Origin of the sequence: Azospirillum sp. TSH100, from assembly GCF_004923295.1 — a bacterium.
GTDB lineage: Bacteria > Pseudomonadota > Alphaproteobacteria > Azospirillales > Azospirillaceae > Azospirillum.
In genome coordinates, this window is record NZ_CP039635.1 from 64,121 (window position 1) to 77,500 (window position 13,380).

General features: G+C 66.9%; 10 protein-coding genes and 1 rRNA gene (1 of these 11 running past the window's edge). 10 read left to right on the forward strand and 1 reads right to left on the reverse strand.

The annotated features are described in order from the left end of the window. The first annotated feature begins 175 nt into the window (after positions 1-175). From E6C72_RS13050 to E6C72_RS13095, 10 genes are all read left to right on the forward strand, one after another. Entirely contained in the window at positions 176-1,528 is a 1,353-nt protein-coding gene (locus tag E6C72_RS13050) for an O-antigen ligase (protein ID WP_136700756.1), read from the forward strand. Between the two features lie 68 nt (positions 1,529-1,596). Then, positions 1,597-2,580, forward strand: a complete 984-nt coding sequence (locus E6C72_RS13055; protein ID WP_109084320.1) for a glycosyltransferase family 2 protein — start codon at positions 1,597-1,599, stop codon at positions 2,578-2,580. A gap of 23 nt (positions 2,581-2,603) precedes the next feature. Next, a complete protein-coding gene (locus E6C72_RS13060) occupies positions 2,604-3,803 on the forward strand; it encodes a glycosyltransferase family 4 protein (RefSeq protein ID WP_109084319.1) in 1,200 nt (399 codons plus the stop codon). A 424-nt stretch (positions 3,804-4,227) separates the two neighbouring features. After that, positions 4,228-5,406, forward strand: coding sequence for a glycosyltransferase family 4 protein (locus E6C72_RS13065; RefSeq protein WP_247875493.1), 1,179 nt, complete (start codon positions 4,228-4,230; stop codon positions 5,404-5,406). A 78-nt stretch (positions 5,407-5,484) separates the two neighbouring features. Beyond that, a complete protein-coding gene (locus E6C72_RS13070; protein WP_109084318.1) occupies positions 5,485-6,417 on the forward strand; it encodes a polysaccharide deacetylase family protein in 933 nt (310 codons plus the stop codon). Between the two features lie 330 nt (positions 6,418-6,747). Continuing rightward, positions 6,748-7,041, forward strand: a complete 294-nt coding sequence (locus E6C72_RS13075) for a phosphopantetheine-binding protein (RefSeq protein WP_109084317.1) — start codon at positions 6,748-6,750, stop codon at positions 7,039-7,041. A gap of 56 nt (positions 7,042-7,097) precedes the next feature. Next, positions 7,098-8,690 (forward strand): class I adenylate-forming enzyme family protein, encoded by a 1,593-nt coding sequence (locus E6C72_RS13080; protein ID WP_109084316.1) that lies wholly within the window; start codon positions 7,098-7,100, stop codon positions 8,688-8,690. Between the two features lie 72 nt (positions 8,691-8,762). Continuing rightward, positions 8,763-10,802 carry an asparagine synthase (glutamine-hydrolyzing) gene (asnB, locus tag E6C72_RS13085; RefSeq protein ID WP_109084315.1) on the forward strand — a complete coding sequence of 680 codons (2,040 nt, stop codon included), beginning with the start codon at positions 8,763-8,765 and terminating at the stop codon, positions 10,800-10,802. Between the two features lie 54 nt (positions 10,803-10,856). Then, entirely contained in the window at positions 10,857-11,873 is a 1,017-nt protein-coding gene (gene nadE / locus E6C72_RS13090) for an NAD(+) synthase (RefSeq protein WP_109084314.1), read from the forward strand. Beyond that, positions 11,870-12,976 carry a GNAT family N-acetyltransferase gene (locus tag E6C72_RS13095; protein ID WP_109084313.1) on the forward strand — a complete coding sequence of 369 codons (1,107 nt, stop codon included), beginning with the start codon at positions 11,870-11,872 and terminating at the stop codon, positions 12,974-12,976. The genes nadE and E6C72_RS13095 overlap by 4 nt, the downstream gene beginning before the upstream one ends. Before the next feature lie 140 nt (positions 12,977-13,116). Here E6C72_RS13095 and E6C72_RS13100 read toward each other — a convergent pair. Beyond that, positions 13,117-13,380 (reverse strand): 23S ribosomal RNA (locus E6C72_RS13100); it runs 2,483 nt beyond the window's last position.

Here is a 13,380-nt window from a genome sequence, read left to right on the forward strand (position 1 = left end):
AGGATCCATTCCCTTTTTCGAGAGGTAAAGGCCGGGGGCGGAGCGAAAACGGCTACCCCTTCCGGTTCCAGCCTCCTTCGGTCTAATGCCACCGCCCGCCTACGAGAAGGGGGACGCCAGCCGCATCTTCAGGGCTGCACAGCCGAACGCGGTACGGCAGCCTGAGGGAAAGCGGATGAAAATCCTGGATTTTCTGGAGAAAAGCATCGCCGTCATCGGCATCATCGCCTTCGGAGGCTCGGTGCTTCCGCTGATGCTGACCGGCGGTGACCCGCTGGCCGGCGATCTGGAATCGGCGGGCGTCACCGTCCTGTACGGCGGTCTCTATGTTCTGGTGCTCGCCGCCATCGCGCTGCGGCCGGCCATCGCCTTCCAGATCCCCTTCGCCAGCCCGGCGCTGACGGCCATGATGGCCTTCGCCTTCCTGACCGCGCTGTGGTCGCTGTTCCCGGACGTCACGCTGCGCCGGTCGATCGCCTTCCTGTTCACGACCGTGTTCGGAATCTGGCTGGCGTTGCGCTTCCGCTTCCCGGAGATCATGCGGTTGATGGTGGTCGGGCTGTCCTTCCTGATGTTCGTCTCCTTCTTCATGATCTTCGCGATGCCGACCATCGGTCTGGACAGCGCCCAGCATGTCGGAGCCTGGAAGGGCGTGTTCTTCCAGAAGAACGTCACCGGCCGCATGATGGTCTGGCTGGTGCTGGCTCTGGTCTGGCTGGACTGGCAGAAGGAGATGGGCCGCTGGCTGACCCGGCCGCTGATCCTGCTGGCGATGCTGCTGATCGTGATGAGCCGGTCCGGCACCGGTCTGGTCACCTCGGTGCTGGTGTCGGTGGCGTTGCTGTCGACCACCATGCTGCGCGGCAGCATCCGCAACTTCGCCCCGACCATGGCGTTGCTGCTGGCCCTGCTTGTCATCATGGTCACCGCCGGTGCGACCTTCTGGTACGACGTGCTCTATGCCCTGGGCCGCGACCCGACCCTGACCGGCCGCACCGTGTTGTGGGAGCACATCGTCCATTCCGTCAGCGAGCGTCCGCTGCAGGGCTACGGCTATGCCGCCTACTGGTCCGGCTTCAACGGACCGGGGTCCAGCTTCACCCGCGACTGGGGCATCACCTCGGCCCACAGCGGCTGGCTGGAACTGACGCTCGACCTCGGCCTCGTCGGTGTCGTGCTGGTGGTGATCGTGCTCGGCCGCATGCTGTTCCAGGGCTTCTTCGCCGCCCGCTACGGCAACAGCCGGCCGGAAGCCGCCTGGGCCTTCGCCGTCGGCTGCGCCCTGCTGGCAGTGTCGGTGTCGGAAAGCGTTTTCGCCGAACGCCATTCGATGAACTGGGTGATCGCCACCATTGCCGTCGTCCGGCTGATTCAGCAGAGCCGTTGGCAGCGGCTGCTGAATGACCGCGCGGCGGAACAGCACCGCCTGCGCCGCAACACGATGGTCGGAGTCGCCTCCGCCTCCGGCCCTGCCTATGGCAGCCCCTACCCCGGCACCTATGCCGGCAATGGTGGCCGGGCGCTTTAGCCACCATCCGGGGCTAGAGCACCGTCTTCAGCGACCTTTCCCATTTTCCTTCGACCGAAGGCAGACCCATGAACCCGAAGAACGAGCCGGCAGGCAGCAATTGCCCGGCAACCAACGAGCAGGTGGCCAACGAGCAGGTTACCGTCGTGATCCCCACCCGCAACCGTCCGGACATGGTGATGCGGGCGGTGCGCAGCGCTCTCGACCAGACCTATCGCGACCTCGACGTCGTCGTGGTGATCGATGGGCCGGATCCGGCCACCGCCTCGCATCTGGCAACGCTGGCCGATCCACGCCTGACCGTGATGGAGCTTGAGACGAACCATGGTGCGGCGGAAGCCCGCAACATCGGCGTGCGCAGCGCGAAGGGTGATTGGATCGCCTTCCTGGACGACGACGACCATTGGATGCCGGAAAAGATTGCGTTGCAGATGGCCGGCAGGCCGGCCGGCATCCGCTTCCCGATCGTCAGCTGCCGCTGCCAGGTGGTGACCGCCCGCGGCACCTTCGCCTGGCCGAGGCGTCTCGCCACCCCGGCCGACGCGATCGGCGACTACCTGTTCGTCCGCCGTGGCCTGTTCAAGGGCGAGACCTTCGCCCCCACCACCACGCTGCTGGCGCCGAAGGCGCTGCTGCTGCGCAACCCGGTGCCCAAGTCGCGCTTCGACGACTGGGAGTGGCTGATCACCTGCGGCCAGATCGACGGGGCGGCGCTGGTCCATATCCCCGACGTGATGGCGGTCCATTACACCGAGGAAAACAACCGCGTCACTCTGTCGACCTGCCACAACATCAGCCACGCTCTGGAATGGGCCGAGGCGATGCGCGACCACCTGTCGCCGCGCGCCTATGCCAGCCTGCTGCTGCAGGCGACCGGCGGCGAGCAGGCGGCCCGCACCGCCGGCACGCGCTGGCGCATCCTGAATTCGGCGCTGCGCGACGGCCAGCCGACGCCGATGGCGCTCGCCACCTTCACCATGCATTCGCTGATGCCGGTCGGCCTGCGCCGCCGCCTGCGGCAGGCCTTGTTCTCCGCGTCCGACGCCGCCTGAGCACGAAAAGGACTACGACGCCTATGGACAGCACCAACGACATCCGCACCCCTGCCGGCCAGCCGGATGCGCCCACCCGGACCGTCGTCGTGTTCGCGACGCCGGGCGCACTCGACGGTGGCGGCGGCATCGGCCGCATGACGGGCTACGTCGTCGACCAGTTCGACCGGTCGGGTACGACCCGCTCCATCATCCTCGACACGCGCGGTACCGGTAGCGTTCTGCTGTCACCCTTATATCTCGGCGTAACCCTGGCAAGGCTGGCCTGGATCCTGGCCCGCCGGCAGGCGTCCGTCGTGCACATCAACGTGTCGGAGCGGGCGAGCTTCCTGCGCAAGGCGGCGGTCCAGCTGGTTTCGGGGCTGATGTCCTGCCCGACCGTGGTCCACCTGCACGGCGCCTCGTTCGTCGAGTTCTTCGAGGGCGGCATGTTCGCCCGCGGCATCAGCCGCTGGCTGTTCAACCGCTGCGGCCGGGTGGTGGTTCTGGGCGACAACTGGCGCGATTTCCTGGTCCAGTCCGTCCGCACCGATCCCCGCAAGATCCGGGTGCTCTACAACGCCGTGCCCGATGTCGGCGCCGACCTGGGCGAGCCGGCCCCGCCGGAGCCCCGCGCCGTCCTGTCCCTGCTGGTTCTCGCCAACCTGTCGGAGCGCAAGGGCATCGGCACGCTGCTGCGCGCCTGCGCCTTGCTGAAGGAGCGTGGCCAACCCTTCCGGGTCACCATCGGCGGCGGCGGCGATGTCGATGGCTACCGCTCCATGGCGGCGGAACTGGGCGTGTCGGAGGAGTGCCATTTCCTGGGGTGGATCGGTCGGGAGGAGGCGCACGCGCACATCCGCTCCCATGACATGCTGCTGCTGCCCTCCACCCACGAAGGGCTGCCGATGGTGATCCTGGAGGCTCTGTCGGCGCAACTGCCGGTCATCACCACCCCGGTTGGGTCGATCCCGGAGGTGCTGACCGACGGCGAGACCGCCCGCATCATCCCGGTCAACGACGCCGGTGCCCTGGCCGACGCCGTCATGCAGGTCGGGCAGGATCCGGTGCTCTACCGCCGACTCGCGGAGAATGGCCGCCGCCTGTTCCTCAAACAGTTCGTCATCGACGCCTACGCCAAGTCGCTGCTGGCGATTTACCAGGAGTTGGACCGCGGAGCCGAACTGTCCACCGAGCTGGAGAAGCTGGCCGGATCGGCCGCCGCCGCCTCCAAACGGCGGTAGGCCATGGGGAAAACGGTGTCGATGATCACGTTGGAAAACAATCAATGCGAGCATAGCCGAAATGGAGGCGCGCATGCACAGGTTGGGTAACCATACCGGCACGCCAACCCGTTCGGTCGCTCCACAGCGTGCGGATGCTGCATCGCGTAAACTTGCACGCGAACGTCGCCCGGTCCCCGGCCGTGGCGCGTTCCACGGGGCGGCAGCCCACAGGTTTCAAAGGGCGGCAGCCCGCAAACTCCAAAATGCGGCAGCCCATCGGCTGCACCATGACGCACCTCGCACGGCCTGACCAAACGGGTCGCGAAGGACCAGAGGCCGAAAACATAACAAGCCCGCCGCAGCCGTCGAAGGACGGACGTCACACGGTAAAAGCCGGGGCGCAACGCAGGAAAGGCGGGCCGGGAAAGGATCAGGAGCGGACATGATCTATATCGTCTCCCCCGGCGGCACCCAGGAAAAAGGCGGAATGGGCCGTGTGGTCGACAACTTCACGACCGATTTCCGGGAGAATTGCCCGGACGTGAAGTTCGAGGTGATCGACAGCTATGGCCCCGGCAAATTCCACCTGATGCCCCTCTATTTCGTGCGGGCGTCCGCGCGGCTTGCCGGCTGCTTCGCCGCCGGCAAGGCCGACCTCGTCCACATCCACATGGCGGAGTATGGCAGTGTCCTGCGCAAGGGCATTCTGATCGCAATGGCCCGCGCCTTTGGCGTTCCGGTCGTGCTGCATCTGCATGGCGGGCGCTTTCCCAAGCAGTTCAAGGATGCCGGTCCGGTGATGCGCTGGGCGATCCGCCGTATGATGGCGATGACCAGCGAGATCGTCGTTCTGGGCGAGTTCTGGCGCGACTGGGTCGCCGAGGCCTTCGGGCAAGAGGCACGCCAGCGCACCACCCTGCTTCACAATGCCGTACCGGGTCCGGCCTCACCGCCTGTGCGCGACGATGCGGAGGATGGCTTCGCCGGTCCGGTCCGCCTCCTGTTCCTTGGCCGCCTGATCAAGCTGAAGGGCATCGACGTCCTGCTGAACGCGCTGGCCTCCCCCAGCTGCCGCGACCGCAACTGGCAGGTCACCATCGCCGGTGACGGCGATCTGGAAAGCTACCGCAGCCTTGCGGCGCAGCTGGGGATCGCCGACCGCGTGCGCTTCACCGGCTGGCTGGATCAGGCCGGCTGCCGGCGCGAGCTGGCCGCCGCCCATGTGCTGGTCCAGCCGTCGATGTTCGAGGGCCTGCCGATGTCGGTCCTGGAAGCGATGGCGGAGGGGCTGACCATCGTCGCCACCCCGGTCGGCAGCGTCCCGGACGCGATCGCCGATGGCGAGACCGGGCTGCTGGTCCCGCCGGGCGACGTGGCGGCACTGGCCGATGCGCTGGTCCGGGTGATCGACGATCGCACCCTGCGCCGCAATCTCAGCGCCGGCGCCCGCGCGCGGTGGGAGCGCCAGTTCGACGTCGCGGTGTTCCGCGAGCGGCTGCTGGAGATCTACCGCCGCAACGCGCGTGGCAGCCTGAGCTCGACGCCCGCCGTTCCCGCCGTTCCCGCCGGGCCGGTTCCGGCCTCCGGACCGGCCGGGCACTCGAAAAGCACGACTGGCTGACCCGATAAGCGGCAGGCCTCTCCCGGTTCAGGCCCATTAAGTCCGGACCGGGGGCATCGACAGCAAGGAAGGGGCACCATGAAAAACGCGATCGCCAATTTGGTGCGCTGGTCGGGATTCGGTGCGATGCAGCGGTTCCTGAAGGCGCGGCACGCCGTCACCATCGTCGTCTATCACGACCCGAAACCGGAGATGCTGCGCGAGCACCTGCGCTGGTATGCCAAACATTATGGCTTCACCACGCTGGATGCCGTCGCCACCGCGATGGAGACCGGCCGCTGGGACAAGCTGCCGGACTATCCCCTGGTCATCACCTTCGACGACGGGCACCGGAACAACACGGCCCTGGCGCCCTTGTTCCGCGAGTTCGACCTGCGCCCGACGATCTACCTGTGCAGCCAGATCGTCGGCACCGCCCGCCCCTATTGGTGGAAGACCGAAGCGGCCGACGGCATCGGGGTGGAGCGGCTGAAGCGTGTTCCCGACCCCGAACGCCGCCGTCTGCTGGCCGAGGCCGGCAATGACCCGGATCAGGACGGCGCCGACCGTCAGGCGATGACCTGGGACGAGATCGCGCGCATGACCGATGTCGCCGATTATGGTGCACACACCCGCACCCACCCGATCCTGCTGCAATGCGACGACGGCCGTTGTGCCGACGAGATCGCGCTGTGCCGTGCCGAGCTGGAGGAGGTGCTGGGACGGCCCTGCCGCCACTTCGCTTTCCCCAACGGTGATTTCAGCGACCGCGAGGTGGAGGAGATCCGGCGCGCCGGCTACCGCACCGCCCGCACCATCGATCCCGGCTGGAACGACGCGTCCACCGCCCCCCTGCGGCTGAAGGCCTTCCCGGTGTCCGACGACGCAACCGTGGAATGGCTCAGCGTCCAGCTGACCGGCATTCCGGCCTGGCTGCGCAAGCGCAAGGCTGCTGGTGCGAGCAATCCGGCCGGTCAGACCATGCCCGAATGGACAGGTTCGATGGTAAAGCCCAAGTCGGCGGGCATATGACCGTGAATGCCAGCGTCATGCCGAACGGCAGGAGACCCGCGACAAGCTCTATTACCGGACAACAGAGTGGCTAACCACAGACTTCAATCCACTCCTATCCTTTGATCCCTCGCAAAGCACCGCAAGCATCACAATAAAATTGCATATCAAGTGGATGCGAGAGCACGGAGCCGACCCACCGCGGGATACATGAAAAGGGGTAACCGAACCCACCCCGACAGAGTTCCAGCGGATGACAGGCCAACCGGTTCAGACCGACCGAACCCGAGCCACCACACCACCCTCTACAACCATCCAAGTCGACCGAACCCAGCAGGAGTTTTCAGAGACATGCGGACCGCCACCCTGACCGACACGACCCTGACCGCTCCCGCCCTGCCGGAAATCCGCGCCTTCATCGTGGAGAATTTCCTGCTTGGCAAGGACTCCGGCTTCGACAACAGCGAGTCTCTGCTGGAGTCGGGGATCATCGACAGCACCGGCGTCATGCACGTCGTCGCCTTCCTGGAAGAGCGCTTCGGCATCGCCGTCGACGACGACGACATGGTCGCCGACAACCTGGAATCGGTGGATCGCATCGCCGCCTTCGTTGGCCGCAAGCAGGAACTGCGCAACGCCGCCTGATCCCACTGGGACCGGCAAGGGCGGGCGCCAAGAGACGGGCGAAGAAGGATAGCATCATGGCCCATCTGGTTCACCAGTTCCTCAGTGAGACGGCCGGGCGCGATCCTTCCCGCACCGCGCTGATCGCCGGGGATGCCCGCCGCAGCTTCGCCGAACTGGAGCGTGAAAGCGACGCCGTCGCCTGTGCGCTCCAATCGGCGGGAATCGCCCGCGGCGACCGCGTCGCCGTGATGCTGGAAAACTCCATCGAGTATGTCGCCGGCCTGTTCGGCACGCTGAAGGCCGGCGGCGTATTCGTCCCCGTCAACACCTCGACCAAGGCCGACAAGCTGACCTTTCTGTTGGCCGACGCCGCTGTCCGCGCCCTGATCGCGCCGGCGGCATTGGCCCGGCAGATCCTGCCGGCGCTGGAGGCGGTGGAAACCCAGCCGTCGGTGCTGTGGGTCGGCACCGGCCTGCCCGACGCCGCCACCGGTCTGCTCTATGCCGACGCGCTGGCCGCCCCGCACCGGCACCCGGCCGATCCCGGCCTTATCGATCAGGATCTGGCGGCGATCATGTACACCTCCGGCACCACAGGCCGGCCCAAGGGCGTGATGCTGACCCACGCCAACTACGTCAATACCAGCTGGTCGATCTCCAGCTACCTGGAGAACACGCCCGACGACGTGGTGATGTGCGTCCTGCCGCTGACCTTCGGCTATGGCCTGTCCCAGGTGCTGACCGGCGCCCGCGTTGGCTTCACCCTGGTGCTTGAGCGCTCCTTCGCCTTCCCGATGGAGACGCTGAAGCGGATGGTGCAGCACCGCGTCACCGGCCTGCCCGGCGTGCCGGCTGTCTTCTCCACCCTGCTGGGACTTGAGGCGGCGAAGACCGCCGATCTCGGCAGCCTGCGCTATCTGACCAACGCCGCCGCCCCGCTGCCGGTCGCCCATCTCCACCGGCTGCGCGAGCGTTTTCCCCAGGCCGTCTTCCATTCCATGTACGGCATGACCGAGTGCTGCACCCGCATCAGCACGCTCGACCCTGCCGAGCTGGACCAGAAGCCGGCCTCCGTCGGACGCGCCATCCCCAACTGCGAGGCCTTCGTCGCCGATGAGGAGGGCAACCGCCTTCCCCCGGGCCAGGTGGGCGAACTGGTGGTGCGCGGCGCCAACGTGATGCGCGGCTACTGGAACCGGCCGGAAGAGACCGCCCGCCGCCTGCGCCGCGGTCCCCAGGGCGAGACACTGTTGTTCACCGGCGACCTGTTTACCCAGGACGCCGAGGGCCACCTCTACTTCGTCAGCCGCAAGGACGACGTCTTCAAATGCCGCGGCGAGAAGGTCAGCCCCCGGGAAGTAGAGAACACACTGTACGAACTGGACGGGGTGGCCGAGGCCTGTGTGATCGGCGTCCCCGACGAGGCCGACGGGCTTGCTGTCAAGGCCTTTCTCGTCGCCCGCGAGGGCACGGCCTTGTCGGAGGCGGCGATCCGCCAGCACTGCCGCGGCCGGCTGGAAAGCCACCTCGTACCGAAATTCATCGAGTTCCGCGACAGCCTGCCGAAGACCGACTCCGGCAAGATCCGGCGGGCGGACCTGATGGAGGAGGCGCAGGCGTCCGACGGCAGCGTCCGTGCCCTCTCCCGCATAGTGGGGGAGGGATAGGGAGAGGGCAAGCCCTTCCCATCCCCCGAACACCACCACCAGAACACCCACCCCAGGACAGAGAGCACGCTCATGTGTGGTGTCGCCGGAGTTCTCGCAGGATCGCGTGCCGAACCGGCCGGTCTGGACGAGCTGAAGCGCATGATCGCCATGCTGGGCCACCGCGGCCCGGACGGGTACGGCTTCCACCGTGACGACCGGATCGGGCTTGCCCATACGCGGCTCAGCATCGTCGGTCTGGCCGGCGGCTTCCAGCCGATCCACAACGAGGACCGCACCCTCTGGATCAGCTTCAACGGCGAGATCTTCAATCACGTCGAGCTGCGGCGGGAGCTGGAGGCGCGCGGCCACCGCTTCTACACCCAGACCGACACCGAGGTGATCGTCCACGCCTTCGAGGAATATGGCCCCGCCACCTGGGCCAAGCTCAACGGCCAGTTCGCCATCTGCCTGTGGGACACCGCCCGGCGGGAGCTTTGGCTGGTCCGCGACCGTCTGGGCATCCTACCGCTGTTCTACGCCCGGCGCGGCGACCATCTGGTCTTCGCATCCGAAGCCAAGTCACTGTTCGGCGGCGGTCGGGTGGCTCCGGCCTTCGACCCGGCCCGTCTCGCCCAGGTCTTCACCCACTGGAGCACCGCGCCGCACGGCAGCGTTTTCGCAGGGGTGGAGAGCGTGCCGGCGGCCACCGCCATCCGTGTCGACTCCACGCTGACTCTGCATGTCGACCGCTACTGGCAGCCCGATTTCACCGCAGATCCCTCGCTGGCCAGCCTGTCGCTCGACGAAGCGGCCGACCGGCTGGAGGAGAAGCTGCTCGACGCCATCCGCCTGCGGCTGCGCGCCGACGTGCCGGTCGGCGTCTATATCAGCGGCGGGCTCGACAGCTCGGTGATCGCGGCGCTGGCCCGCAAGCTCGACACCACCCACATGCACAGCTTCGGCGTCCGTTTCACCGACGCCGGCTTCGACGAGACGCCGCAGCAGCGGCTGGTTGCCGGGCATGTCGGGACCGAGCATCACGACATCCTCTGCAGCCCGCAGGACATCCAGGCGGCTTTGCCCGACGTGATCCGTCACGGCGAGACGCCGCTGGTCCGCACCGCGCCGGCCCCGCTGTTCCTGCTGTCGCGTCTGGTGCGCGAGAGCGGCATCCGCGTCGTGCTGTCCGGCGAGGGTGCCGACGAGTGGCTGGCTGGCTACGACATCTTCAAGGAGGACAAGGTCCGTCGCTTCTGGGCGCGTCAGCCCGACAGCAAGGCGCGGCCGAAGCTGCTGGGCCGCGTCCATCCCTTCGCCGCCGTCAACGGCCAGAAGGACAGCCCACTGTGGCAGGCCTTCTTCAAGCGCGGGATGATGGACACCGACGAGACTTTCTACGCCCACCGCACCCGCTGGCGGAACACTGCCTGGTCGCAGCGCCTTCTGTCCGCCGATGTCCAGGCGACCGCCGACGATGCCGCCTTCGAGGCGCATGTGGCCGCCCATCTGCCGGACGGCTGGTCGCGCTGGTCGCCGCTCGCCCGCAGCCAGTGGGCGGAGATCGCCACCTTCATGACCCCCTACCTGCTGTCGGCCCAGGGCGACCGGGTCGCCATGGCCAACAGCATCGAGGTGCGCTATCCCTTCCTCGACCCGGCGGTGGACGACCTCTGCGCCGCCCTGCCGGACCGGGTGAAGATGCTGGGCCTGCGCGACAAGCTGGCCCTGCGCCGGCTCGCCGCCCGCCATCTGCCGGCCGAGATCTTCCAGCGGCCGAAGCGGCCCTACCGCGCGCCGATGACCACCGCCCTGTTCGGCGACGGCGCCCCGGACTATGTCCGCGACCTGCTGTCGCCGGAAGCGCTCGCCCGTTATGGCCTGACCGACGTCGACTCTGTCTCGGCCTTGGCCGAAAAGGCCCATCGCCAGAACGGCACTATGTCTGGCGAGCGGGAGGAGATGGCGCTGGTCGGCACTCTGACCCTCCAGATGCTGGCCCATTACGTCCAAGACGAATTGCCCCAGTGCATCCGCGACCAGCGGACCGCACTGGACCGCGCCGAAATTCATGTGCTGGAGGATCGGGCAGGTGACGCTCGGACCACCACGCCGCAACCGACCGCGGCCTGACCGCCGCGAGCTTTTTTGCCGACGATGCATCAACCCCCATCGGGAACCGTGACCATGCTGAACGCCCTGTCGTCGCCCCTCGCTCAGTTCGATTCCAAGGCCCTCGATCTGGATTGCGCGGCCGCGGCGCGCGAGATCGAAGCCGCCATCCAACGCATCGTCGCCCATGATCTCCGCCGCCAGGGCATCGTGCTCGGCGTGTCCGGCGGCATCGACAGCTCGGTCTGCGCCACGCTGGCCGTCCGAGCCCTAGGGCCGGAGCGCGTGCTGTGCATCCTGATGCCGGAGAAGGAAAATTCGCCGAAGAGCACCCGTCTCGGCACCCTGCTCTGCGAGCATCTCGGCGTCACCCCGGTCATGGAGAACATCACCGGCCCGCTGGAGGCGCTCGGCTGCTACGAGCGGCGCGACAGCGCAATCCGCCGGCTGTTCCCGGAATTCGGTCCGGGCTGGAAACAGAAGATCGGTCTGGCCGGCAACCTGCTGGACGCCGACCGTGTCAACTACTTCACTTTGACAGTCGAATCGCCGGACGGCGAGCGCCAGACCAGCCGCATGCCAGTCGACGTCTATCTCGACGTCGTCGCCGCCACCAACCTGAAGCAGCGCATGCGCAAGACGGTGGAATACACCCATGCCGACCGCCTGAACTATGCCGTGCTCGGCACGCCGAACCGGCTGGAATATGAGCTGGGCTTCTTCGTGCGCGGCGGCGACGGTCTGGCCGACCTGAAGCCGATCGCCCACCTGTACAAGTCGCAGGTCTATCAGATGGCGGCCTATCTCGGCCTGCCGTCAGAAATCCAGGCGCAGTCGCCCAGCACCGATACCTACACCCTGCCGCAGTCGCAGGAGGAGTTCTACTACGCCCTGCCCTACGACAAGCTGGATCTGGCACTCTGCGCCTATGGTCGCGGCGCCAGCGAGGAGGAAGCCGCCGATGCCCTGAAGCTGAGTGTCCAGCAGGTTCGCCGCGTCTACAAGGATATCACCGCCAAGCGCCGCACCTCCGCCCGCATCCTGCGCGATGCCCATCTGGTGCAGCCGGTGTCCGTCGGGGAGGAGGCATGAGCGTCATCGACTGGAAGCAGCGTGGTGTCGCCCGGTATGAACCGGGCGACCGCGACGCCCTGGAGGCGTTCCAGCGAGCGCATTTCGGTGCGGAGGCGATCCAGCTCTGCCCCGACCATTTCCACTGGCTATTCGAGGAACCGCCGGAACGGGAGCATGAGGGGCCGCAGCTCTGGCTGTGCAAGCGCAACGGTGCGGTGGTCGGTCAACAGGGCGGCATCCCCTTCACCCTGAAGGTCGGGGACCGCAACCGCCGGGCCTCCTGGGCGATCGACCTGATGGTCGCGCCGGAGTGGCGCCTGCGCGGCGTCGGTCCGGCGCTGTCGGAAACCCACTCCGGCTCCGGCGATCTGGCCGTGTCGCTGTCGATGACGGAGGCCGCCTACAAATCCTACAAGCGCGGCGGCTGGCTCGATCTCGGCAATGTGCCCACATATCTGCGGGTGATCGATCCGCTGCGCTGCCTGCGTGTCAGCCCCTATGGCGGCGGGCTGGCCAAGCTGGTCGCCCGGGTGGGCAAACCGGCGCTGGCTTCCGCCTCAATGGGCTACGGGCTGTCGGCCCGGCTGCTCGGCGCCCGGCTGGTTGAGATCGACCGCTTCGATTACCGGGTCGACGACCTCTGGGACTCGGCGGCGGCACAGCATCCGGTGATCGCCCGGCGCGACTGGGCCTTCCTGAACTGGCGCTTCGATCTGACGCCGAAGGCCGACCGCTTCCGCCGCTTCTACGTCATGCGCGGTGAAACCGTGCTGGCCTATGTCGTCCTGCGGATCGACCACTGGAAGGGCGAGCCGGTCGGGGTGGTCTGTGATTATCTTGCCCGGCCGGGCTGGCTGATGGCGGCCTTCTCGCTGTTGGCGGAGCTGGCGCGCAAACAGGGGATGGTCGCGCTGATGTGCCGGACGCTGAACGCCCATGCCGCGCGGCCGCTGTCGATGATGGGTTTCCTCTGCCTGAAGAACGGCCTGCGTACCCCGACGCGCATGATGGTCCGGCCAGCGCTCGATCAGCCGGAACTCGCCGGGACGGTGGGCGACCCGAAGAACTGGTTCGTCACCGTCGCCGACAGCGACATGGGCTTCAAAGGTTTGGGCGAGTAAAGGAAGGCAAAACGCGAAAATGCCGCCTTCCCACAAGGGATGCGGCCTTTTCGCTGTTCGCGATAAAATCGAGTTTCAAGTGACGGGATACGTCTTCAGATCGTCCATGAAGCGGCTTACCGCTGTGCATGGCGCCCGGTGAGATCAAGCCGATCGAGCGATTAGTAAGGCTTAGCTTCAGACATTGCTGTCCGTCCACATGCCTCCTATCGACGTGATGGTCTGTCACGGCTCTCAAGGGAGCTCTGGTTTAGAGGTGGGTTTCCCGCTTAGATGCTTTCAGCGGTTATCCCGTCCATACTTAGCTACCCGGCCATGCCACTGGCGTGACAACCGGTGCACCAGAGGTATGTCCATCCCGGTCCTCTCGTACTAGGGACAGATCCTCGCAAAACTCCGACACC

Excerpts from the sequence above, each read along its gene's own strand:
- E6C72_RS13050 (WP_136700756.1), top strand. The coding sequence starts at position 176 with ATGAAAATCCTGGATTTTCTGGAGAAAAGCATCGCCGTCATCGGCATC.
- E6C72_RS13080 (WP_109084316.1), top strand. The coding sequence starts at position 7,098 with ATGGCCCATCTGGTTCACCAGTTCCTCAGTGAGACGGCCGGGCGCGAT.
- E6C72_RS13070 (WP_109084318.1), top strand. The coding sequence starts at position 5,485 with ATGAAAAACGCGATCGCCAATTTGGTGCGCTGGTCGGGATTCGGTGCG.
- E6C72_RS13065 (WP_247875493.1), top strand. The coding sequence starts at position 4,228 with ATGATCTATATCGTCTCCCCCGGCGGCACCCAGGAAAAAGGCGGAATG.
- E6C72_RS13095 (WP_109084313.1), top strand. The coding sequence starts at position 11,870 with ATGAGCGTCATCGACTGGAAGCAGCGTGGTGTCGCCCGGTATGAACCG.
- E6C72_RS13060 (WP_109084319.1), top strand. The coding sequence starts at position 2,604 with ATGGACAGCACCAACGACATCCGCACCCCTGCCGGCCAGCCGGATGCG.
- asnB (WP_109084315.1), top strand. The coding sequence starts at position 8,763 with ATGTGTGGTGTCGCCGGAGTTCTCGCAGGATCGCGTGCCGAACCGGCC.
- E6C72_RS13055 (WP_109084320.1), top strand. The coding sequence starts at position 1,597 with ATGAACCCGAAGAACGAGCCGGCAGGCAGCAATTGCCCGGCAACCAAC.
- E6C72_RS13075 (WP_109084317.1), top strand. The coding sequence starts at position 6,748 with ATGCGGACCGCCACCCTGACCGACACGACCCTGACCGCTCCCGCCCTG.
- nadE (WP_109084314.1), top strand. The coding sequence starts at position 10,857 with ATGCTGAACGCCCTGTCGTCGCCCCTCGCTCAGTTCGATTCCAAGGCC.